This is a genomic window from Adonisia turfae CCMR0081 (genome assembly GCF_011009555.1).
Lineage (GTDB): Bacteria > Cyanobacteriota > Cyanobacteriia > Phormidesmidales > Phormidesmidaceae > Leptothoe > Leptothoe turfae.
On the sequence record NZ_QXHD01000004.1, the window covers coordinates 6,594,207 to 6,615,473 of the forward strand.

Consider the following 21,267-nt stretch of genomic DNA (forward strand, 5'->3'; position numbering starts at 1 on the left):
TGCTAGTCAAACGTCACAACACTACGAATTGATGTGCCTTCATGCATCACATCAAAGGCGTCATTGATCTTCTCTAATGGAAAAGTGTGGGTGATCAGATCATCAATATTGATCTTGCCATTCATATACCAGTCCACAATTTTAGGCACATCGGTGCGACCTTTTGCCCCCCCAAAAGCTGTACCTTTCCAAACTCGACCTGTAACCAGTTGAAATGGACGCGTCGAAATTTCTTGCCCTGATGCAGCGACACCGATGATGATGCTTTCACCCCAGCCTTTATGGCAGCACTCCAATGCCTGACGCATCACATTAACATTGCCAATACACTCAAAGGTGTAGTCGGCCCCACCTTTGGTCAAGTCCACTAAGTAGGGCACCAGATCCCCCTCAACTTCCTTGGGGTTCACAAAGTGGGTCATGCCAAACTTTTCTGCTAGAGCTTTTTTCCCAGGGTTAAGATCTACACCTATAATCATGTCTGCCCCAACCAAGCGACAGCCTTGGATTACATTTAATCCAATCCCTCCTAATCCAAAGACAATCACATTTGATCCAGGCTCCACCTTAGCTGTATTAATCACAGCGCCGATGCCTGTAGTCACCCCACAACCGACATAACACACCTTATCGAAGGGTGCATCTTCTCGAATTTTAGCCAGGGCAATTTCAGGGACAACCGTGTAGTTAGCAAAGGTTGAGGTACCCATGTAGTGATAAATAGGCTCCTTGCTCAAATGAAAGCGACTAGTGCCATCGGGCATTAATCCACGACCTTGAGTGCTACGGATGGCCTGACAAAGGTTGGTTTTGCCGCTTAAACAGTACTCACAGGTACGACACTCGGGGACATATAAAGGGATGACATGATCGCCAGGTTTCAGGCTTTTTACACCCTCTCCCACTTCCACAACCACGCCAGCACCTTCATGCCCCAAAATAGCTGGGAATAAACCTTCAGGATCTTTGCCTGAAAGAGTATAAGCATCGGTATGACAAACACCAGTAGCCTTAATCTCAACCAGCACCTCACCTGACCTAGGGCCATCTAAGGTTAGTGTTTCTATCGTTAGGGGTTGTCCAGCCTGATGAGCAACAGCTGCTCTCACGTCCATAAACCATACCTCTGCACAATTCCTCCTCAGAGTAGGGGACGTGGTTGACGATTTATCAACCTGTTATTCAACTGTAAAGAAACGCCACGAGAATTTATTCAGTGGATTTTAATAGCCCTAATCAACCCAACCAATGTCATCGTCGGAGAGCATACTATTATGTTCGCCACGCTGGATGGCATATTCTGGAATTGCTTTGTAACTACTGGGGCGATTTCTCAAACTCAAAGTATGACGGTTGACCGCTAAATCGGCACCGTGAATGATTTTCGTCGGAGTATCCTCTTGTTGAGCCGCTTCCTCTTGTTGAGCCGTAATTTTTCGGATTGTTTCTTTGGCCGTTTCCAGCTCTTCAGTAACTTTTGTTAGTTCTTCCGATTTATCTGCTGCAACTTTTTGTGAGGTTTCTAACTCATCCTTAAGTTCGAATATACGAGTTTGGTGAGTCTTGATATCGTCTTGTAGCCCAGAGATTTGTTCCTGAGCTTGTTTGAGAGAAGTTTTTAAGTCGGCGATTTGCTTTTTCAGATCAGCTGTGTTGGTGGCTTCGGTCGTGGTCTGTTTGGTCGTGGCCTTTTTCGCAGTCGTCTGTTTTGAAGCTGTTGATGTTTTATTGGTCCGTTTTCTAGTCCGACTTGTACCAGAGGCCGTTTCGGCAGTTCCTCCGTTACCTGCTTTAGAGGACTGACTATCCTGAGTGGGAGTGGGTGCTGGAGTTTGTTCAGCATCGTTGGATTTCTCGACTTCTTCTTTTAGTAAGTCGGCAATGCGTTTTTTAGTCATAATCTTTTCCAGTCTCTTAGGACTTCAGCAGCAACTCGGTAATAGTCGGCCTGAGCTTCTTGAGCATTAGGCCCCTTCCATTGACTAATAGCGCAACCTTCCATGGCAGCCCGCTCATGGGCTTTGTACGTCCGTATGTATGTTTGAAAAGCCGAAATATCCAACTTCTCCAGCATGGCTTGAGCCTCTTGCGCTTCTTTTAAACTACGGGAATCAACCTTTGTCAGCAATACCCGATGAAAGACCCCAGATGGTTGAACAATAGTTTTGACAGTTGTAATTAAGGCTGTCACATCCATCGGTGCCGGTGGTGTAGGCAGTAGTAAATAGTCTGCCACCGTTAACACAGCACCTAAGGATTTAGAGTGTAGCGCTGGAGGAGTATCAACTACAATCAGTTCATATTCATCAAGGGACTTCAGCTTTTCCAGCATCTTGACATCAGGTGCGTGGGAGAAGTCAAATACTTGGTGTACTCGCTCTAGCCACCAGGTAGCAGAACGCTGGAGGTCACTATCGATCAGCAAAACTCGCCGATCTTCTGCAAAAATCGCAGCTAGATTAACAGCAGTAGTTGTTTTACCTACTCCACCCTTACCATTTAAAACAGCTAATACCTTTGGGGTTACTTGCTTATTTTTTACCTTGGTCACGGCTACTACAGCTACAGGACCTTAATACCTAATGTTCATGATCAGACAGATGTGTGTTTAATCGTGCTACACGGCAGCTTCTCGCCCATTGTAAAGACTCATGGCACGCTCAATCCCTTTGCGTAAACTAAACTCTACTGCGTCATTAGCAAGCGTAATAGCTGCATCGATAACCTTACGTTCATCCGGAGCAAATTTACCTAGTACATGACTAACGACGGCTCTATTAGCTTGTTTGTCTGAAGTGTTGGTCCGACTAATACCCAATCGAAGTCTAGGAAAATCCTGAGTGCCTAGGTGGGAAATAATTGATTTCATGCCATTATGACCGCCTGCCGAGCCCGAAAGGCGTAAGCGTAATCTGCCAATGGGCAAATCCATATCGTCGTAAATCACCAGCACTTCACTTGGCAGTAGTTTGTACCAATCAAAAACAGCCCGTACCGATTGTCCAGAACGGTTCATGTATGTGGTGGGTTTGAGTAAAATCAATCGTTCGCCAGAGCTGGAACGAGTTTCTCCAAAGTGTCCCTGGAAGCGTTTGTTTTCGGTAAGCTTTATGGACCAACTCTTAGCCAGGTTATCTATCACTTCAAAGCCAATATTATGGCGAGTGCGGTCATATTTTTGCCCTGGGTTACCTAGCCCCACTAATAGTTTCGGTGTTGGTGGAGCTGCGGCGTTTGTCGTTACCATCCTATTACTTAAAACTTTCGGTTACTTACGCTTCGCGTTAGTAGGCTGAAGGCAAGACGTGGACTAGGTGAAATAATTATTTTTGACTATTACCCTGCACCCAGAACAAATACAACTAAGCTGGCCCATCGGTGGTGATGTTGCTCGCAGTAGCATCATTGACCTGATTTTCGTCGGAAGATTCAGGCTCTGGCTTTAATGCCTTAGGTTCTGATTTTTCTAAAGTTGCTTTCATCGGTTCAGCTACTGTTTTTTCTATGCGGGCAGCTTCTTTTTTGAACTCGTCTTCAAATTCTTTGGAAGCATCTTGAAACCCTTTAAGGGCTTTTCCGAGGCTACGACCAATCTCAGGAAGCTTTTTGGGGCCGAAAACTAATAGGGCCACCATCATAATCAGAGCCATCTCTGGCAAACCAATGCCAAAAATATTCATTGCTGATAAACCTCTCGCTGATGTTGACTGCTCCAGACTATTACATCACCTAAAATCACCGCTAACCTGATAGTCATGGCGCTGATCGATGAACTACTGACACACTACTAGCAAAGGGGACAGGTTAAGAAACCCACCCCCCTCAAACAGTTTTTATGCGCTTTTATGCGCTTCCCCAAAATTTTTATGAGAGAAAGCGCACTGATGAAACTGATTTAGAAGCTCAAACCACGCCAATCAACATCAACTCCCTGAATTTGAATTGAACTGTTGTAAAGCTGCAGAATGATCAATAAGAAGACAAGGAAAAGCGCCATAAATACTCCCATTAAAGGAGTAGTACCCCAGCCGGGGGTAACTTTACCGTATTCAGAGTTCAAAGGTTTGAGTAGGTTTCCCAACCGAGTTTGCTGTGCCATGGGCGTAAGTACCTTAAGGTCACTTCATATTCTGTAATATCATAGATTTTACATCCTCTACGTCTTAAAAGATCCTATGGATTCTGCAACAGTTCTTATTATTTCAGTTGGCGCTATCGTCATCGCCTTTACGGGACTTGCCATATACACAGCATTTGGACCACCGTCTAAGCAGCTTGCTGATCCATTTGACGATCATGAAGATTAGTCAGCGTGTTTTTGGCTGGGGGTTGTCGTCTGTGAACTCGAAGTTTTCACACTGACACAACATAGCTCTACGAATTCAATTCTTCACAAGCAAGGTTAGCTAAGATTATTTTGAGTGTTAGCAGAGCTTGTTGACACTTTGTCAGTGCGATGCTGGCTTTGTGGTGATAGAATTAGTTGCTCTGGGTGAGTGCGCCTGTTTTTGGGCCCTTTGATAAAGCCATGAAAGACCTCGCACTCAAGCACTTTTGAATAGATGTGCTGCGCTCAGCTAGGCTTTGTGTAAATTTTCGGACAGAACAGTTTCAACAAAATTATGATCAAATTGCGACTGAAGCGTTACGGCAAAAAGCGTGAGGTGAGCTATCGGATTGTGGCTATGAATAGCCGAGATCGCCGTGATGGTCGCCCTCTAGAGGAGCTAGGTTTTTACAATCCTCGAACTGATGAGACCCGTTTAGAAGTTCCTGCTATTCTTAAACGTTTGAAAGAAGGCGCGCAGCCCACAAAAACTGTGCAACGTATTCTTGAAAAGGCTAACGTGTACGAGCAGCTTAAGGCTTAGTTTTAATGTCCGTGGTTCTAGAACTTGATGCTTAGTATGAGAGCTTATTGTTAAGCTTCCTGCTGAAATCAATTTCTTGATGTGTGTACTCCTATGCTTGCTACTGGATGTTAGAGGGTGACGATGTGCCTGATTTTGAAGCCTTAGTGCGATTTTTAGTAACTCCCTTTCTAGAGTCTCCTGATGCGTTGAGATTGGACTTTGAATCATTGTCAGGCGGTCAACGTCTTTGGATTCGAGTTGCTTTTGACAGTGAAGACAAAGGTCGAGTTTTTGGACGTGGTGGTCGTAACATTCAAGCAATTCGTAAGGTTTTGAAAGCGACCGGTGCATTGCACAATTGTTCAGTGCATTTAGATATCTACGGCGAATCATCTCAAGATTCGAGTGGTGGTCATGATCGGGCTCGTCCAAGAGGTAGTCGAGGTGGTGGTCGCCCGCGCCGTGGCGGTGGTGGTGGTCGACCAGGGGCTGGTAGACCACCCAGGCGCAGTCAAAGTCAAGACGATGCTTAGCTGAAATGTCTAGGCTTGGTCGGGGTTTGAGTTGTGTTTACGAACGTCGATAGTTAATTAATGTACAAAGTCCAGGTGCTGGGTGCTTGAGCTAGGTATCTAGGGCGGCACAGTTTGTCTGTTTTATGGAAGGTGCCTTCGAGTTTGAGTTTGATTCAGCCGAGCAAGCGATGGCTATGGCTGGATATCGGGAAGACGCTGTAAAACGACTATCTCAGCAAACAGGAGCCAAGCTAGTTATGCGTGGCACCACTTTGTTGATATCAGGGACGCCAAGTCAAGTTGAACGTTCTAAGCGTTTAGTGACATCGTTGCAATCTATTTGGTCTCAGGGACAGGAGGTCTCGGTGGCTGATGTGATGACTGCGGTGCATGCGTTGGATACTCATCGAGAGGATGATCTTGGGCAGCTGCATGGGGATGTAATTGCCCGGACTCGTCGCGGAGAAACGATTCGAGCAAAAACTTTCCGTCAACGTAAGTATGTCAGTTCCCTGCGCACCAATGACCTAATTTTTTGTACTGGGCCAGCCGGTACAGGGAAGACATTTTTGGCCGCTATGGTTGCTGTGCAGGCAATTCTTGAGCAGCAGTTCGAGCGCCTGATTTTGACTAGGCCTGCGGTTGAAGCTGGGGAGAGTTTAGGTTTTTTGCCAGGTGACTTGCAGCAGAAGGTGGATCCCTATTTGCGTCCTCTTTATGATGCGTTGCATGAGTTGATTGACCCGGAGCGCATTCCGAGTTTGATGGAGCGGGGCATTATTGAAGTTGCTCCCCTGGCTTATATGCGCGGGCGCACATTGAGTAATGCGTTTGTGATCTTAGATGAGGCTCAGAATACGACACCAGCTCAGATGAAAATGGTGCTAACGCGTTTGGGTTTTAAGTCGCGGATGGTGGTTACTGGTGATATTACCCAAACAGATTTGGTGCGTGAGCGGCAATCAGGTTTGTCTGTTGCTATGAAAGTGCTCAAGGGTGTCAGTGGTATTGCGTTTTCCGAATTAACAAAGGCCGATGTTGTGCGCCATCCAATGGTGCAGAGGATTGTGGCGGCCTATGAAAAATATGAGATGTAGCTGGATATGATTCTATCCTCGAACTATATACTCTGAATCCTTTTTATCTGGATGTTGGACGGTACTGAAGGCAGCATTGATTATGGCGATTCTTCATGGAAGTTGGCTCCCGACACAGCAGCGTTTTTTTGTGTGGGCGGAGACATGGCGTAGGCTAGAACCTACTGACAATGGTTGGAGTATTGCGACTCATCCTTACTGTTTAAGTGCTGATGAATTTCAAGCTTTTCTGGCGACGGTAAATCATTGGGATTTAAGCGTGTTGGCAGAGCGGTTTCAGTCGCGTTGGCGCGAGCAAGTGCTATCAGTGCCAACGGTTATGGAAGATGCTCAACTTTGTCCTCAGCTCTGTGGGCAATCTCAGGAGTCTGAGGTGTTGCTTTATCCGTGGCGTGTGTCTGGAATCATGCTGCCTACTGTGGCGGCGTTGCAACTTTTGGTTGGGTTGCCTTTGGGAGCTGAAGCGAGTCTCATTGGTGGTGATTTGCGCTATTGGTCTCACATGATTCGCTGGAGTCTTGACCTGATGGCACGGGGCAAATTTGTACCAATGGTGAGTGCGGATGGTAGTGGCGCGATCGCAACTTGGCAGCTACTACTCAACAGTGCTACTGACCAAGCTCGACTGCGTCAGTTTGCCGATCGCATGCCCCTTGTCTGTCGACTATATCAAGCACTCAATCCACAGACACGTAAAACGACTGCGGCTAAAAAAACTAAAACCACTGCTAAGAAATCCAAAGCGGCCATTGCGGACCCACCAGATATGCCGATTGCCATGGGTTCCCCCGAGTCACCCTTGCCGCTACTGCAAGACTTTCTCGGTAATGTAGTATCAGCTAAGGTGCGCGAACTGGCGCAAATGCAACCTTTACCTGCTACGGCTCCCCTCAGCAAAGATTTGCCGCTACGGGAATGGGTAGGAGCTTTAACTCAAGAAAAGAAAAAGCGCTTTGACTCTACTCCGGTTGGACTGGTGCGTCTCAATGAAGCGCTGAATACCTGGACAGCGCCTCTGCAAAATGTGGCGGCTGATGATCTAGATTCATTACATGTGGGCTTTCGTCTGATGCCTCCGCCCAGCGGTGAACTCAATTGGGCATTGCACTATGGTCTAGAAGCCTCGGATGATGAGAGCTTTTGCCTGGATGCCCAGACAATCTGGCGGCACCCCGTTGATCAGTTAGATTATCGTGGACGTGCGGTGGAATCTCCTCAAGAGAAACTATTAGCTGGTCTGGGACGAGCCGCTCGTCTATGTGAACCTATTAAGCAAACCCTGGGTGAGCCGAGCCCGAGTGTCTGTACCCTTGATCCGATTCAAGCGTTCGAATTTATTAAAGCAACGGCCAATCGCCTGCAAGACAATGGATTTGGAGTGACCTTGCCCGATAATCTGGTGGACCCGACAAAGGCGAGTGCTAGTCGTTTGGGTTTAAGTGTTAAGGCGATGGCACCTTCCCGTAAACAGCAGCGCCTAGGGCTTCAAAGTCTGCTCAACTTTGAGTGGCAACTGTCCATTGGTGGCCAGAATGTTAGCCAAAGTGAATTTGAGCAGCTAATTGCCCAGCAGACGCCTCTGGTAGAAGTTAATGGTCAATGGGTAGAACTCCGTCCTCAGGATGTTAAAGCCGCTCAATCCTTCTTCACCAGTCGCCAAACAAAAAATAAGCTTTCCGTCGAAGAAGTATTGCGGATTAGTAGTGGTGATGGTCAGCTCATCGATAAGTTGCCGGTGGTAGCCTTCGAAGCATCGGGCAAGTTGGATGAGTTGATTACGACCCTGACCACCGGCAACCAAAGTCTTGAAGAAATGCAGGAACCTGATGGATTTGAGGGTAAGCTGCGTCCTTATCAAGCAAGAGGTGTATCTTGGTTGTCATTTTTAGAGCAGTGGGGTCTGGGCGCTTGTTTGGCTGATGATATGGGTTTGGGTAAAACCGTTCAGCTCATTGCCTTTCTCCTTAGTCTCAAGCAAGAAGACGTTCTCAATAAACCGATTCTGTTGGTATGCCCGACATCAGTACTGAGTAATTGGCAGCGAGAAGTGCATCGGTTTGGTCCAGAGCTGACCACATTGGTTTACCACGGTGATAAGCGACCTAAAGGGGCCACATTTGCTAAACGAGTTCAGAAAACAAACCTGATTATTACTAGTTACACCCTGGTATATCGGGATCTCAAAGAGCTAAAGCGGGTGGAATGGCAGGGGCTAGTCCTTGATGAGGCCCAAAATATTAAAAACTCTGATGCGAAGCAGTCTAAGGCTGTACGAGAGTTGGAAAGTGATTTTCGCATTGCCCTGACCGGTACTCCGGTAGAAAATCGTCTCACGGAGCTATGGTCCATCATGGATTTCTTGAATCCGAACTATCTGGGACCCAAAAACTTTTTTCAGCGGCGTTTTGCCACACCGATTGAACGTTATGGGGATACTGATTCGCTACGGACTCTTAGGGGATTGGTGCAGCCGTTTATTCTGAGACGACTCAAGACCGACCGCAGCATTATTCAAGACCTGCCCGAAAAACAGGAAATGACCGTTTTCTGTGGCCTGTCTGCTGAACAAGCAAGGCTTTATCAAAAAGCTGTAGATGAAGCCTTGGCTGATATTGATGAAGCTGATGGAGTGAAGCGGCGGGGCATGATTCTGGGATTGCTAGTCAAACTAAAGCAAATCTGCAACCATCCAGCCCAGTATCTTAAACAAGCATCTCTGGGTAAACAGCGTCGTTCTGCTAAGCTCCAGCGTCTGAATGAAATGTTGGAAGAGGTGATTTCAGAAGGCGATCGTGCCCTCATCTTCACCCAGTTTGCTGAGTGGGGTACTTTGTTGCAGGCTCATCTAAAAGATTACTTAGGGGAAGAGGCTTTATTCCTGTACGGTGGAACTTCTCAGCCGTCTCGTGAAGCAATGGTGGATCGATTTCAGCAAGATCCCAATGGCCCCAAGTTGTTTATTCTTTCTCTAAAAGCCGGTGGTGTTGGTCTGAACCTTACTCGTGCCAATCATGTATTTCACTTTGACCGCTGGTGGAACCCAGCAGTGGAAAACCAGGCGACTGACCGGGCGTTTCGTATTGGTCAAACCCGCAATGTGCAGGTCCATAAATTTGTGTGTAGCGGCACTTTAGAGGAGCGCATCAACGACATGATTGACAATAAAAAGGCTCTGGCAGAGCAAGTCGTTGGTGCTGGTGAGCAATGGTTGACTGAGCTGGATACGGATCAATTACGTGAGTTGCTGCTGCTGGACCGTAAAGCTGTAATTGACGAAAGCTGATCCATGAATGGTCAGCTAGTCTAACTGGCTGTGCATAAAGCAAGCGTAATCAAGCGGCTCATACAAATGAAATTTTTGTGATGTTTACGGCCCTTCGCTTTGTTGCTGGCGGGCAGAGAGCGTTCTTAAATGCCCCGAAGATTAAGGCCGTAAGTCGTCCTAATGTCTGAATCTATCAGGAAATTTTCCATAAAATTGTGCCACTGAAAAACCTGGACTAATCCTGATCGAGGTGATCAGCAGTGGTTGATATTTAGTTAGATATAGCCCTCGGCGTCATCTTAAATGCTGTTTATCGGGAATAGATTGACTGAGTGATGTAGATCCTAAGGTCACCTTGATGTGAGTCACTTGGGGTTTAACTGCGTCACTCTACGCTAAATGTGGGTGCGTCAGTCTAGCTCATCAGGTATACATTTGTGCTTGGAGAAAATTCCCAATTTTGCAGATTGTTCCCCGCTTAATTGGCTCGGGCACACTACATCTACGAGGGCTAGACGGCCTTGACTGTTCTTAAAGCTACACCGCCCATGGTTATGGATGCAACGTCTTATCAAACCACTACAGATGCTGATTTAGCAGCCCCCAGCTCTGTTGCTCTCACTACTGCTGATCCTGCTAAGGAAGAGCCTAGCGATACTGATATTAAAATGCTGTTGTCAAAGGATGAGGATAGCGCTGTAGAAAATTTAGACGTTGATAAGTTAGCGGTTGCCCCTGGACGCCGTACAACTGATTTGGTTCGTCTTTACTTGCAAGAAATTGGGCGTGTCCGTCTACTTGAAAGAGATGAAGAGGTTGCTGAAGCTCAGCTAGTCCAGAGTTATATGAGCCTTTTGGAACAGCGCAATCAGGCTGCTGCTGAGCAAGAGGGCATTCTAACAACATATGTCTTACTGTTAGAAACTCGAGATCGCATGGCAGCTCAGTTAGGCCATCGCCCCTCCCTGGAGCGTTTGTCTAAAGAATGTGGCATTGAGGCTGCCGAGCTAAAGCCAACACTGCAGGCAGGCAAGCGTCAGTGGGCTGAGCTTGTGGGTATGTCTGTCCAAGAGTTGGACGAAGCCTGTAGCGAAGGTACTCGTGCTAAAGAGCACATGATCAAGGCAAACTTGCGCCTGGTTGTGTCGGTAGCGAAAAAGTATCAAAACCGAGGTCTGGAGCTGCTAGACCTGATTCAGGAAGGTACTCTTGGCCTGGAGCGTGCGGTTGAAAAGTTTGATCCTACTAAGGGATATCGCTTTAGTACCTATGCTTACTGGTGGATCCGCCAGGGTATTACCCGTGCGATCGCAACCCAAAGCCGCACAATTCGTCTGCCCGTCCACATCACTGAAAAGCTCAATAAAATCAAAAAAGCTCAGCGTAAAATCTCCCAAACCAAAGGGCGCACAGCCACTGTGGAAGATATCGCTCGCGAGCTCAAGATGACCGCACCTCAAGTGCGTGAGGTGCTCCTCAAGGTGCCCCGGTCTATTTCCCTAGAGACCAAAGTGGGTAAAGAGCGGGATACAGAACTGGGCGACCTTCTAGAGACTGATGCCTTATCTCCTGAAGAGCTGGCGGTTCGTGATGCTCTGCGTCGTGATTTACATCAGCTTCTGGCTGACTTGACCACACGTGAGCAAGAAGTCATTCGTCTAAGATTTGGTTTGGGCGATGGTGTGCCTTACTCCTTAGCTGAGATTGGTCGCACCTTGGAACTATCTCGCGAGCGTGTTCGCCAAATTGAATCTAAGGCACTGCAAAAATTGCGTCAGCCTAAGCGACGCAATCGTATTCGCGATTATCTAGAAGCCTTGAGCTAGTCTCTGTCTGCGAGAGGCGTTTCTCCATACAGCACGTTTTTGAGCCGGTGATGTTTTTACATCACCGGCTTTTTTCCGAATAGATATTTTCTTGATAGATGTTGGTACCCTAAGACGGATGTTTTGGGGGTTGGGTGCTGATTGAAAGCGTTACAAACGCGTATAACCCTTTCCAGGTAAAGACCTAAGAGTTTCATTAAGTGGAACCCTTGCCTGAAATTGCCAGTCCGATTAATTAAATCTAGTTAACTGCGATCGCAAACTATGGCTATTTTTTACGTTCAAGCGAATGCGCCTAATACCAACAATGGTGATACTTGGGGAACAGCCACTAGTTTGCAGACAGCCTTGGCAAGCGCTAATGCTGGAGACGAGATTTGGTTAGCTCAAGGGACCTACAGTCCCGGGAGTAACCCCACGGATACCTTTACCGTCAATCAAGCCGTTCAACTTTATGGTGGTTTTGATGGTACTGAAGCCACCCGTAACCAACGGGATTGGCAGGCTAATCAAACGATTATTGATGGTAATGGCGACAATAATACGGTTGTCACCGCCCAGAGCACTGCGAATGAGGCGCTAATTGACGGTGTCATTATTCAAGGAGGAGATGCCGTTGACGATGGTGGGGGTGTCTACAATCAAGGGGGTGGCAAGCTAAGACTACAGAACACAATTATTCGCGATAACCAGGCTGCAGATGATGGTGGTGGGATTCGCAATAATGGTGAGTTAGTCATTATCAATAGTAGTGTCATCAACAATACGTCCATTGGCACTACGACCACGAGCGGTGGTGGTGGCCTTTTAAATGCCTCTGGTGCATCCGTCACGATTATTAACAGCACTTTCAGTGGCAACACGGCACGTAATGGTGGTGGCGTTCGTAACGACGGCATTCTAGATTTAACGAATAGTACCCTCAGCGGTAATATTGCTTCCGAAAGCGGTGGTGGTCTTTCAAATACCGTTAATGTGGTAGCGCCAGGGATCGTGATCGGTCGTGCAACGGCTACTATTGCCAATAGCACTATTACTAATAATGAATCTCAAAATGTTAGTGCACAGCCGAATGATACGGGTGGTGGCGTCGCAAATTTTGGTGTTGTAACAGTCACTAACAGTATTATTGCGGCCAATGTTGATAATGATGACATCGTTGACATCAACTTCTTTATTGGTGCTGGTTCCACTACAACGGCTGGTAATAACCTGATTGGCAATGGCGATTCCACGCCTGGCTTGACTAACGGTAGTAATGGTGATCAGGTAGGTAGTGCTGTCACTCCCCTTGATCCACAGTTGGACACCTTACAAGCCAACGGTGGCTTTACTCAAACCCATGCTCCATTAGTGGGTAGTCCAGTCATTGATGCCGGTACTGCCGGTACTGTTCCTGCCGATGCGTTTGACCTAGATGATGATGGCAATGTTGCAGAGGTTATTTCCGTTGACCAGCGAGGTGTTCCGTTTGCTCGATCAGTCGGCACTACGGTCGATATTGGCGCTGTAGAAGGTTCAGTTGCGCCTGTCGGTATTACAATTACGCCAACCACAGGTCTTGTGACGACAGAGGCAGGCGCAACCGCCACCTTTACAGCAGTCCTGACCAGTCAACCGAGTGATGTGGTCAGCTTAACTTTCACGAGTAATGATCCTACTGAAGGGACGGTTATCCCTAACATTACGTTTTCTACAGCTAATTGGGACCAACCTCAAACAGTCACCATTACTGGCGTTGATGACACCGATGATGATGGCGATGTTGCTTATATCATCAATACCAATGTGACTAGTACAGATACTCGCTATAGTGCTTTGGTGCCAACGGCGGTAGCTGTCACAAATCAAGATAATGATACGTCTTCGGGTGGTCCTGGTAGTTCTAGTAGTTTGACTCCCCAAGATGCGCGACTGCTTGTCGGTGGCACTGGCGATGTATCTGTTGAAATTTCCATTAGTCAAAATGCATCTGAGCAGGTCAGGGAGATCATTGTGTTTGCCACAGATACCAGTGGTGCAGTCAATGGTTTGACCGCCAGTGATGCTGGCTACTTAGAGGCTGTGCTAGATGCGGCGCAAGTCGTTTTTTCTACTCTAGAAGCAGGAGATATTGCAGATTTTGAACCCCAAAAAACGCTTACCATAACGGCTGGTAGCATTCTGCAATTTGCCATTATCGATGACGGTAGCTTAGATAGTTTGCGCCGTGGCACGGGCGGCACGATTAACATCACAGGGCTCGATGGCCAGACAGATGTGGTCGAATTACAGGCCTTGAGTGATGGTTCTATTCAGGCAGGGTTTCGCCAGGGGCAAAGCGGAACCTTTGATCAAATAGTGATTAATGCCATAGCTGTGGAGGAGACTTTGCCCATTGGTGCAGGTCTGCAAGGTCTGAGTAGTGACTCTGAACTCATTGATTTGAGATCGCAAACAGGGACGTTAACAGCCACCATTGATATTTACCGGGAAGCCGCATTAGATAATGTGGTCGGTCTGTTTGTTGTGGAAAATGAACAAGGTCAAGTCCGTGATGCTCTGGGGATATTACTCAGCCCTGGCGATGAGGGCTATGGTGCAGCGGCCTTAGCTCAAAGGGTTAACTTAGAGTTAACCGGCACCAATGGCGAGGCCACACGCTATACCAGTGAAATTCTCGGTGGGCAGCTTTTATCTACCTTTTTAGTTGTGGATGGCACTGTTGCTGACTTACTAGATAGCGATGTGAATAATGATCCAGCTATCTACTTTACGCACATCGCCGGTAATAGCGATGGGGCAGATCATGTAAGGCTCTTAGGTAACAACGCCTTTGGCTTTGAAGATTTACCGGGTGGCGGTGATATGGACTTTGATGATTTGGTTATGCAAGTTCAGTTTGCCTGATATTCTGCCGTCATCCTATCTACAATAAAAAATAAAAAAGCCAGCCGCTATAGCGGCTGGCTGGACAGGAGCAATCGCTGAAACAGGAAATCACATTTTCTCGCTAGCAGAGATGATCAATAAGTACAGCGACAGTGGAAGCAAAGGCTGTAATGCCGAGCCCGACAAAGGGATTTTGACCTTGGCTCACGGCAAATGAGGTAATGATGCCTGCACCGAGAGCGGCAATCATAAATGCACCTAACCAATCTTTCTGGGCGTTGTACATAGGGCGCAGCTAGAGAAAAACTGAACGACTGAGATCAAGCTATCACCACGCTCTAGCCTGCATAAAGTGAAGCGTACATTCTGTAATCAAGATTTAGGGTCAGAGATGTTTTGTTACAAATTCTCGGGGCTGCTTTAGACAGAGACGGCTCTAACGGCTTTGACTAATTGTTCTACTTTGGCAAGATTTTTGTCTCCAGGTGAGTTCTCTACACCACTTGAGAGGTCAATGCCATCGGGTGTGAGCAGTGACAGAGCTGTGGTGACATTGTCGGGGGTTAGTCCACCAGCTAAAAACCAAGGTTTTTCAGGCTGAAAAGTGCGCAAGGTTGGCCAATCTAGGGTGTGCCCAGTGCCGCCTAGCTGTTGTGGGTGATAGGCATCTAACAAAAATGTGTCGACGTGGGGGGCATACTCTTTCACCTGTAGTAGATCCTCTGGATTACGAATTCGCAATGCTTTGATTAGCTCTACGCCAGGGAGCATCTGCCGCATTTGTTGACAATCCTGCGGGGATTCTTGACCGTGGAGCTGCACGCCGCTTAGTTGCCCTGTTTCTACAGTTTGCCGAATGACGTCTAGGGTCGCATTAGCAAAAACGCCAAAACGGTCAATGTTAGGCAGAGCTTGGACAATGGTGCGAATGGTGTCAGATGACACGTAGCGCGGGGATATTTTGACGCAAATAAAGCCCAGGACCGAGACTCCCATATTTGAGATCGCAACGGCCTGGTCCGTTTGAGTTAGGCCACAGATTTTAATGCGCATAGATAATAATGATTCAAAAAGATTCGGATATCCAGTAACGCTATTGGTAAGCCCCATTATTAAAATGAAGGCAGTTCTTGGAATTTCACCAGCGTGTAGTCTATAAAGACAATTTAATAACCCTGTTCCTAGGATCTCTAGGCATATCAAAGGTATATCACTATGCAATCCGGTTGGCGCGTTGGCGCAATTTTCGGCATCCCCCTATTCGTTGATAATTCTTGGTTTTTTATTCTCCTACTAATGACATTTGCCTACGGAGGCGATTTACTGAATGATGGTTTTTCGTTTCCGGTAGCAGCGGTAGTGGGGTTAGGGATGGCACTGCTTTTGTTCGGTTCTGTGCTCCTCCATGAGCTTGGTCATAGTTTGGTAGCACGGCGACAGGGTATTCAAGTCAATTCGATCACCCTATTTTTGTTCGGTGGTATTGCCTCGATTGATAAGGAGTCAAAAACACCGGGTCAGGCATTTCAAGTTGCGATCGCAGGTCCGTTGGTCAGTTTTTTCCTATTCTTGCTGTTGAGCCTCATGGTTTTCATCCTGCCAGAGCAGACTGTGATATCTCAATCAGTAGGGACGATTGCCCAAATTAATCTCGTCTTGACACTCTTCAACTTGATTCCAGGTTTGCCCCTTGACGGTGGTCAAGTGCTCAAGGCCCTTGTTTGGAAAATCACGGGTAGCCGCGCACAAGGAGTACGCTGGGCCGCTCGGGTCGGTCAGTTATTGGGCTGGATGGCCATCACAATTGGTATTTACGGTTCCCTGGCAACTCGACAGATAGGATTCCTCTGGTTTGCCCTTTTGGGGTGGTTTGCGGTGCGTAATGCAGGGGCCTATAACCGAGTTAGTGATTTGCAAGATGCCATTACTAGTCTTAAGGCCAGGGACGCAAGCGTGCGTGAATTTAAGGTAATTGATGCCAATCTGACTTTACGGGCGTTTGCCGATCATCAGTTGCTCAATGAAGAAAAAAAGCCGATTGTGTATTTTGCCGCGTCTAATGGGCGTTATCGAGGCATGGTATCTCTGGATGATTTGCGTCAGATTGAACGCAGTCGCTGGGAAACAATGACCTTGGCAGAGATGGCTCATCCTCTGTTAGATGTGCCCCATGTCCGGGAAGAAACGCCTCTTTCTAAGGTGATTACAGACTTGGAAGAAAACGAGCTACGACGCATTACCGTGTTGTCCCCAGCCGATGCTGTTGCCGGTACTATTGACCGAGGAGATGTCGTGCGGGCACTGGCCAAACGCCTGAATTTCCCAATTTCAGAAGCCATTATTGATCGCATTAAAGAGGAAGGTGCGTATCCATCTGGGTTACAGTTGGCTGCAATTGCTAGAAATGCTGAATAGGGAATTGTTAAAAACGTTAACGCCTAGAAATACTGAGTTAGCAGCCTCAGCATTCTTCCTTAAGCCTGAATAGAGTCGTTTTCAGCGATTTGTACCATCTCAAAACAACTATCTATTGCTGTCTCAATTGGGCCACTGTATGGAGATTAGGCATCTAGACTAATGGTGTCTGGACCTAAACAACTTCAGTGATTTGTCCATTGGTGGCTAGGTCCAATGGCAGCTAACGTATTGTCATAGTTGAAATGGTAAGGCATTGGGGTGTGGAGTGATAACAGTCATGCCCTGATCACAGGTTTTATGAAGCATTGGCTATATCGATTTGGGTGGCGACTGTTGCCTGGAGTTTTAGCGTCAGGATTAACGCTATTCGCTGCCCATGTTGGGATTTTTCAACCTTTAGAGCACAGTGTCTATCGCTTCTTATTTCAAGTGAGAGGTGAGCAACCGTGGGATGAACGGGTAGCGGTTATTGAAATTGATGAGGCAAGTTTGGCCACCATTGGTCAATTTCCTTGGCCCAGGCATTATTATGCTGACCTGTTAGAAACTCTGGCTCCTGCCGATGCTAGTGTTGTGGCTTTCGATATTTTGTTTGCTGAGTCTGCGGAAGACGATGCAGAGCTGGCCCTGGCTATGGAGCACCATGGCAATGTGGTAGTGGCTACTGCATGGGATAAGCAACGGGGAGTCATTGGTCCCAATGCCGATGTGATGGAGGGTGCGATCGCAACAGGCCATATCCATCATATTGCTGATACCGATGGCATTACCCGTACCTATTATCCAAAAGCCAACGGAACACCAGCATTGAGCGTTGCAGCTGTGCAGCATTATAGTCCAAGTCAAGCCCATGGGCTTGCAGCCTCTCATCAGAGCCTTTGGTTAAACTGGCTCGGGGGTACCCAAAATGCCCCTCGATATTCGTTTGCTGATGTCCTCAATGGGACTATTCCTGTCGATAGCTTTTCAGACAAAATTGTTTTTGTCGGATTCACAGGAGTGGGTCTGGACACCATGACGACGCCCTACAATCAAAATCCACCAGCGGCAGGCGTTTATCAGCATGTTGTTGCAGCTAATAACTTGTTGGCTCAAAATCACTTAAAGCCCTTTGTCGTACCTGTCATGGTGCTACTGGTTTTGCTTGGCCCAGGACTGGGTTACCAATTATTTTATCGGCGTTATCGAGTCCACCTTTTAGCAAATCTAATAATTGTTGTGACCTGGGGTAGTGCAGTGACTGTGGCCTTTCATCACAATTACTGGCTCCCGACCGTTGCACCTTTGGGTACCGTAGTAGCGACTAGTTTCTTTGTAAGATTGACCGAACGCTTACAAGGCAAGCTGAAATTATCACAGTTTGCAAATATTGATCGAACGCTTGTAAGGCAAGCTGAAACTATTACAGTTTGCGAGTGATGTTCGTCTTACTTCAGCTTACTTCAGCCGGAATCTATTGGATGTAGCTAATCACGGTGCATGATATTTGGCTTGAGCCCAAACGAAGGCCTGTTCTTGCTCTTGTGGTGAGAGCGGCTTTTTTTTGAACTGGATATCGAAAATGTTCTCAGCGGCGACCGTGAGTGCTCCAGCAACATCAATGCGGTGAATGTTGACTAGGTTAGGTGGCGGAGTCACAGGACTACCGAACACAGCTTGAACTAAATCTGGGTTGGGCATAAGTCTTATGGAGCCATGTTGCAAGATACAGCTATTACGATAAAGCTGAGCACTGCCAATAAGTTTATAACCATTATCCATAACCAAATCAGCTACAGTATTGCTACCAAAGCAATTGTGAGTTTTCTGATAGCCACGTTTGTTAGAGCCTAAGGATAGCGAAATTCCTAATTGTTTCCAGCCCTCAATTAGAAACTGACAGAGTTGAGCATAGATATCCCGTCGCCGCCCGCCATAGCCAGAAAGCACCAGGCTATAGGTTAGATCTCCCTGGTGTAGGACGGCTCTCCCACCGCTTGGTCGTCTTACGATGTCAAGGGCTTGGCCGTTCCACTTAAGTGTGTGCCAGTGGTCTGGATAATCACGCTGATGATAACCCAGAGAAATCGCAGCAGGCTTCCATGTGTAAAACCTTAAACAAGGCAGCCCATACGCCAAACGATGCTGCTCCAATAACCACTCATCAATAGCCATTTGAGTGATGCCAGAGGTCTCTATGGGGTCAATGAGCCGCCATGTTGCTGTCATGATTTTAACTGGCAGAAGGATATTTCTCCTTCAGAACATCATCCGTTTCGTCGGCGATTGTGGCGACAATCGTCATCAGTCGAGAGATTTCACCGGGATTAATATCGGCAAGAATCCGACTCGCTAAGACAAGGACTTCTTGGTTAGAAATTCCGAAGCAGGCCTCAAAGGTTTCACCACAGTTCTTTGCCAATAGCTCCTGCATCAGATCATTTTGGTTGGTTACAGGTAACTTCAAAAGGGGAGACCATACAGTTAGAGTATCTTCGTCTCCAGTGCCCGTAAGTTGGACATAAACAGTCACACTGCCATAGGTAAATTTCCAAAGATAGCCCTCATCATCACGACTAACCATGGCATTGCCCCCCTGGTCCAGGCTGGCAATGACAGTTTCAATCACATCCACATGGCTAGCTTGAAAGCTTTCAGTGCCAGCGCTGATGGTTTCACCAGCAGTTTCAACGTTCAGGGTACTCATGGGCTCCGCTTACTCCTAATAAATCACAATCGAGGGTGTGAGCATGACAAGCTGCTGTTAGTCAGCATATCGATAAAATAGAACATTCTCGGTAGATGTGAGTTCCTTCCGAAAAGATCCATCCCACTGTATCGTTGCTTTTCCTAGGGGAAGTCTTAGCAAGTTATTTTTTCAGATTTCTTTCTAGTAGTTAGAGAAAGCTGGCTGATGGCGAATGAGGCTTAAGAACTCTTCGCGTGTTTTCTGGTCATCTTGGAAGACACCAAGCATAGCGCTTGTCACTGTCCAGGAACCGGGCTTTTGCACCCCACGCATAGCCATACACATATGACTTGCTTCCATTACAATAGCCACACCCTGTGGTTCTAAGATTTCGCTGATGGCTTCAGCTACCTGACGTGTGAGGCGTTCCTGCACCTGTAGACGGCGAGAATACATCTCAACGATACGGGCTAATTTACTTAAACCAACTACCTTTTGATTAGGGATGTAAGCTACATGGGCCCGACCCATAAAGGGCAGCATATGGTGCTCGCACAGGCTAAAGAAGTTAATATCTCGCACCAAAACCATTTCATTGTGACCCTCGTCAAAAATGGCGTTATTGATGAGGGTTTCTAAGGATTGAGTATAGCCTTGGGTAAGAAAACGCATCGCTTCGGCTACCCGTTTGGGGGTTTTCAATAAGCCCTCACGCTCGGGATCTTCACCGAGCTCGGCCAGCATTGTATGCACGGCTTCCATTAGCTTTGTGTTGTCAGTGGAAGGCTCGTGCAGTAATGCATCGTGTCCTTTGGTTTTAGCACGATCAGGGCGGATGCTGGATTCCAATGATTGCCCGTTAATCAGACCATTCGTTGTAGAGCCTGTGGTGGAACCGTTAGTAGAAATAACCATGGTGTGGGTAACTTGAGTTCTAGATAGTGAGCAAAAGGATATTCGTGTAGGCAAGCGAAATGTGATCAAGTTAGCTTGCCTACTTTGAAATATTGGTTAGAGAATCACAGGGCTCCTCCACTTGGCATGATGGTCAGCTCTTCGACCACAGCCCCAGGAGGTAGGAGCGCAGTTTGTAGAATAGCGTTTGCAACTAACTCGGGAGTCAACATACCGGAGCGGTCGAAGTCGGCTTGCACAGTGTCGGTATCCCAAAGAGGCGTATTGACCGCTCCAGGCAAAATGGTCACTACCCGAATGCCATGATTTCTTTCTTCTACAGAAATAGCTTTAGATAGTGCTACAACGGCTGCTTTGCTAATGCCATAGGCACCCCATTCTGGGAAAGCTTGGCGTGCGGCAATTGAGGCCACATTAATAATCATGCCGCTTTTGCGATCGCGCATTCCCGGAAGTACAGCCTGAATGCATTGAAAGACGCTAGTGACATTTAGATCAAGGACGCGACACCAGTCATCTAAAGGCATTTGGTTGAGTTCTCCCGTGTAACCCATCCCGGCATTGTTAACTAGCACATCAACCGGGCCAAAGGCCTCTAATATATGCGTTACTTGTTCCTTGATTTGAGCAACTATGCTCAAATCTAAGGGAAAGCTTTGGGCCTTAACGGTTGCGGTCTCACCAATCTCGTCTTCTAAGGCCTTTAGCTTATCTGTTGAACGACTGACTAATGCTACATCAAAGTTAGCCTTAGCAAAGGCCAGCGCAGTAGCACGACCGATACCAGTACTAGCACCTGTAATCAATGCGCGACGGTTTGGGACAGTATTCATCAAGGG

Annotated in this window: 21 protein-coding genes; 9 read left to right on the forward strand and 12 right to left on the reverse strand. The window is 47.2% G+C overall.

Annotation, left to right across the window (positions count from 1 at the left end; genetic code table 11):
- Positions 1 to 2: 2 nt before the first annotated feature.
- From DXZ20_RS31930 to psbH, 6 genes are all read right to left on the reverse strand, one after another.
- Positions 3 to 1,115, reverse strand: coding sequence for an S-(hydroxymethyl)glutathione dehydrogenase/class III alcohol dehydrogenase (locus DXZ20_RS31930; protein ID WP_163668177.1), 1,113 nt, complete (start codon positions 1,113 to 1,115; stop codon positions 3 to 5).
- 117 nt (positions 1,116 to 1,232) lie between these two features.
- Positions 1,233 to 1,898 carry a hypothetical protein gene (locus tag DXZ20_RS31935; protein ID WP_163702838.1) on the reverse strand — a complete coding sequence of 222 codons (666 nt, stop codon included), beginning with the start codon at positions 1,896 to 1,898 and terminating at the stop codon, positions 1,233 to 1,235.
- Positions 1,895 to 2,551, reverse strand: coding sequence for an AAA family ATPase (locus DXZ20_RS31940; RefSeq protein ID WP_163668181.1), 657 nt, complete (start codon positions 2,549 to 2,551; stop codon positions 1,895 to 1,897). Before DXZ20_RS31940 ends, DXZ20_RS31935 begins: the two co-directional genes overlap by 4 nt.
- A gap of 66 nt (positions 2,552 to 2,617) precedes the next feature.
- Positions 2,618 to 3,247 (reverse strand): aminoacyl-tRNA hydrolase, encoded by a 630-nt coding sequence (gene pth, locus DXZ20_RS31945; protein WP_163702839.1) that lies wholly within the window; start codon positions 3,245 to 3,247, stop codon positions 2,618 to 2,620.
- Positions 3,248 to 3,362: 115 nt separating this feature from the next.
- Entirely contained in the window at positions 3,363 to 3,680 is a 318-nt protein-coding gene (locus tag DXZ20_RS31950) for a TatA/E family twin arginine-targeting protein translocase (protein WP_163668185.1), read from the reverse strand.
- Between the two features lie 215 nt (positions 3,681 to 3,895).
- Complete coding sequence (psbH, locus tag DXZ20_RS31955; protein WP_006516771.1) at positions 3,896 to 4,099, reverse strand: photosystem II reaction center phosphoprotein PsbH; 204 nt, start codon at positions 4,097 to 4,099, stop codon at positions 3,896 to 3,898.
- Between the two features lie 76 nt (positions 4,100 to 4,175).
- On the opposite strand from psbH, the gene psbN reads away from it, so the two are divergent.
- The 7 genes from psbN to DXZ20_RS31990 all read left to right on the forward strand — a co-directional run bounded on the left by psbN (position 4,176) and on the right by DXZ20_RS31990 (position 14,445).
- Positions 4,176 to 4,307 (forward strand): photosystem II reaction center protein PsbN, encoded by a 132-nt coding sequence (psbN, locus tag DXZ20_RS31960; RefSeq protein ID WP_006516770.1) that lies wholly within the window; start codon positions 4,176 to 4,178, stop codon positions 4,305 to 4,307.
- Between the two features lie 315 nt (positions 4,308 to 4,622).
- Positions 4,623 to 4,871: a 30S ribosomal protein S16 gene (rpsP, locus tag DXZ20_RS31965; protein ID WP_006516769.1), complete on the forward strand. Its 249-nt coding sequence runs from the start codon at positions 4,623 to 4,625 to the stop codon at positions 4,869 to 4,871.
- A 125-nt stretch (positions 4,872 to 4,996) separates the two neighbouring features.
- Entirely contained in the window at positions 4,997 to 5,386 is a 390-nt protein-coding gene (locus DXZ20_RS31970) for a KH domain-containing protein (protein WP_348918743.1), read from the forward strand.
- 125 nt (positions 5,387 to 5,511) lie between these two features.
- Positions 5,512 to 6,465 carry a PhoH family protein gene (locus DXZ20_RS31975; protein ID WP_163668201.1) on the forward strand — a complete coding sequence of 318 codons (954 nt, stop codon included), beginning with the start codon at positions 5,512 to 5,514 and terminating at the stop codon, positions 6,463 to 6,465.
- 82 nt (positions 6,466 to 6,547) lie between these two features.
- Complete coding sequence (locus tag DXZ20_RS31980) at positions 6,548 to 9,748, forward strand: DEAD/DEAH box helicase (RefSeq protein ID WP_163668203.1); 3,201 nt, start codon at positions 6,548 to 6,550, stop codon at positions 9,746 to 9,748.
- 536 nt (positions 9,749 to 10,284) lie between these two features.
- Positions 10,285 to 11,556: an RNA polymerase sigma factor SigC gene (sigC, locus tag DXZ20_RS31985; protein WP_163671771.1), complete on the forward strand. Its 1,272-nt coding sequence runs from the start codon at positions 10,285 to 10,287 to the stop codon at positions 11,554 to 11,556.
- Positions 11,557 to 11,820: 264 nt separating this feature from the next.
- The gene (locus tag DXZ20_RS31990; RefSeq protein ID WP_163668205.1) at positions 11,821 to 14,445 is read left to right on the forward strand and encodes a choice-of-anchor Q domain-containing protein; all 2,625 of its coding nucleotides are present in this window, start codon (positions 11,821 to 11,823) and stop codon (positions 14,443 to 14,445) included.
- Positions 14,446 to 14,548: 103 nt separating this feature from the next.
- On the opposite strand, the gene DXZ20_RS31995 is transcribed toward DXZ20_RS31990, so the two are convergent.
- Positions 14,549 to 14,713 (reverse strand): hypothetical protein, encoded by a 165-nt coding sequence (locus DXZ20_RS31995; RefSeq protein WP_006516763.1) that lies wholly within the window; start codon positions 14,711 to 14,713, stop codon positions 14,549 to 14,551.
- 134 nt (positions 14,714 to 14,847) lie between these two features.
- Positions 14,848 to 15,480, reverse strand: coding sequence for a phosphoribosylanthranilate isomerase (locus DXZ20_RS32000; RefSeq protein ID WP_163668207.1), 633 nt, complete (start codon positions 15,478 to 15,480; stop codon positions 14,848 to 14,850).
- Between the two features lie 162 nt (positions 15,481 to 15,642).
- Between DXZ20_RS32000 and DXZ20_RS32005 the strand changes: the two genes are divergently transcribed.
- Both DXZ20_RS32005 and DXZ20_RS32010 read left to right on the forward strand, forming a co-directional pair.
- Entirely contained in the window at positions 15,643 to 16,842 is a 1,200-nt protein-coding gene (locus DXZ20_RS32005; RefSeq protein WP_163668209.1) for a site-2 protease family protein, read from the forward strand.
- A 300-nt stretch (positions 16,843 to 17,142) separates the two neighbouring features.
- Positions 17,143 to 18,264, forward strand: a complete 1,122-nt coding sequence (locus DXZ20_RS32010; protein ID WP_163668212.1) for a CHASE2 domain-containing protein — start codon at positions 17,143 to 17,145, stop codon at positions 18,262 to 18,264.
- 51 nt (positions 18,265 to 18,315) lie between these two features.
- Here DXZ20_RS32010 and DXZ20_RS32015 read toward each other — a convergent pair whose 3' ends face one another.
- The 4 genes from DXZ20_RS32015 to DXZ20_RS32030 all read right to left on the reverse strand — a co-directional run bounded on the left by DXZ20_RS32015 (position 18,316) and on the right by DXZ20_RS32030 (position 21,261).
- Positions 18,316 to 19,053 carry a lipoyl protein ligase domain-containing protein gene (locus tag DXZ20_RS32015; RefSeq protein ID WP_163668214.1) on the reverse strand — a complete coding sequence of 246 codons (738 nt, stop codon included), beginning with the start codon at positions 19,051 to 19,053 and terminating at the stop codon, positions 18,316 to 18,318.
- 4 nt (positions 19,054 to 19,057) lie between these two features.
- The gene (locus DXZ20_RS32020; RefSeq protein ID WP_163668217.1) at positions 19,058 to 19,531 is read right to left on the reverse strand and encodes a YbjN domain-containing protein; all 474 of its coding nucleotides are present in this window, start codon (positions 19,529 to 19,531) and stop codon (positions 19,058 to 19,060) included.
- A gap of 183 nt (positions 19,532 to 19,714) precedes the next feature.
- Entirely contained in the window at positions 19,715 to 20,428 is a 714-nt protein-coding gene (folE, locus tag DXZ20_RS32025) for a GTP cyclohydrolase I FolE (protein ID WP_163668219.1), read from the reverse strand.
- A gap of 104 nt (positions 20,429 to 20,532) precedes the next feature.
- Complete coding sequence (locus DXZ20_RS32030) at positions 20,533 to 21,261, reverse strand: SDR family oxidoreductase (RefSeq protein WP_163668222.1); 729 nt, start codon at positions 21,259 to 21,261, stop codon at positions 20,533 to 20,535.
- Positions 21,262 to 21,267: the final 6 nt, after the last annotated feature.

Bases quoted from the DNA above. Each gene is read 5' to 3' on its own strand.
- DXZ20_RS31930 (WP_163668177.1), bottom strand. From the start codon at position 1,115: ATGGACGTGAGAGCAGCTGTTGCTCATCAGGCTGGACAACCCCTAACG.
- DXZ20_RS31935 (WP_163702838.1), bottom strand. From the start codon at position 1,898: ATGACTAAAAAACGCATTGCCGACTTACTAAAAGAAGAAGTCGAGAAA.
- pth (WP_163702839.1), bottom strand. From the start codon at position 3,247: ATGGTAACGACAAACGCCGCAGCTCCACCAACACCGAAACTATTAGTG.
- DXZ20_RS31950 (WP_163668185.1), bottom strand. From the start codon at position 3,680: ATGAATATTTTTGGCATTGGTTTGCCAGAGATGGCTCTGATTATGATG.
- psbH (WP_006516771.1), bottom strand. From the start codon at position 4,099: ATGGCACAGCAAACTCGGTTGGGAAACCTACTCAAACCTTTGAACTCT.
- psbN (WP_006516770.1), top strand. From the start codon at position 4,176: ATGGATTCTGCAACAGTTCTTATTATTTCAGTTGGCGCTATCGTCATC.
- rpsP (WP_006516769.1), top strand. From the start codon at position 4,623: ATGATCAAATTGCGACTGAAGCGTTACGGCAAAAAGCGTGAGGTGAGC.
- DXZ20_RS31975 (WP_163668201.1), top strand. From the start codon at position 5,512: ATGGAAGGTGCCTTCGAGTTTGAGTTTGATTCAGCCGAGCAAGCGATG.
- DXZ20_RS31980 (WP_163668203.1), top strand. From the start codon at position 6,548: ATGGCGATTCTTCATGGAAGTTGGCTCCCGACACAGCAGCGTTTTTTT.
- sigC (WP_163671771.1), top strand. From the start codon at position 10,285: ATGGATGCAACGTCTTATCAAACCACTACAGATGCTGATTTAGCAGCC.
- DXZ20_RS31990 (WP_163668205.1), top strand. From the start codon at position 11,821: ATGGCTATTTTTTACGTTCAAGCGAATGCGCCTAATACCAACAATGGT.
- DXZ20_RS31995 (WP_006516763.1), bottom strand. From the start codon at position 14,713: ATGTACAACGCCCAGAAAGATTGGTTAGGTGCATTTATGATTGCCGCT.
- DXZ20_RS32000 (WP_163668207.1), bottom strand. From the start codon at position 15,480: ATGCGCATTAAAATCTGTGGCCTAACTCAAACGGACCAGGCCGTTGCG.
- DXZ20_RS32005 (WP_163668209.1), top strand. From the start codon at position 15,643: ATGCAATCCGGTTGGCGCGTTGGCGCAATTTTCGGCATCCCCCTATTC.
- DXZ20_RS32010 (WP_163668212.1), top strand. From the start codon at position 17,143: ATGAAGCATTGGCTATATCGATTTGGGTGGCGACTGTTGCCTGGAGTT.
- DXZ20_RS32015 (WP_163668214.1), bottom strand. From the start codon at position 19,053: ATGACAGCAACATGGCGGCTCATTGACCCCATAGAGACCTCTGGCATC.
- DXZ20_RS32020 (WP_163668217.1), bottom strand. From the start codon at position 19,531: ATGAGTACCCTGAACGTTGAAACTGCTGGTGAAACCATCAGCGCTGGC.
- folE (WP_163668219.1), bottom strand. From the start codon at position 20,428: ATGGTTATTTCTACTAACGGTTCCACCACAGGCTCTACAACGAATGGT.
- DXZ20_RS32030 (WP_163668222.1), bottom strand. From the start codon at position 21,261: ATGAATACTGTCCCAAACCGTCGCGCATTGATTACAGGTGCTAGTACT.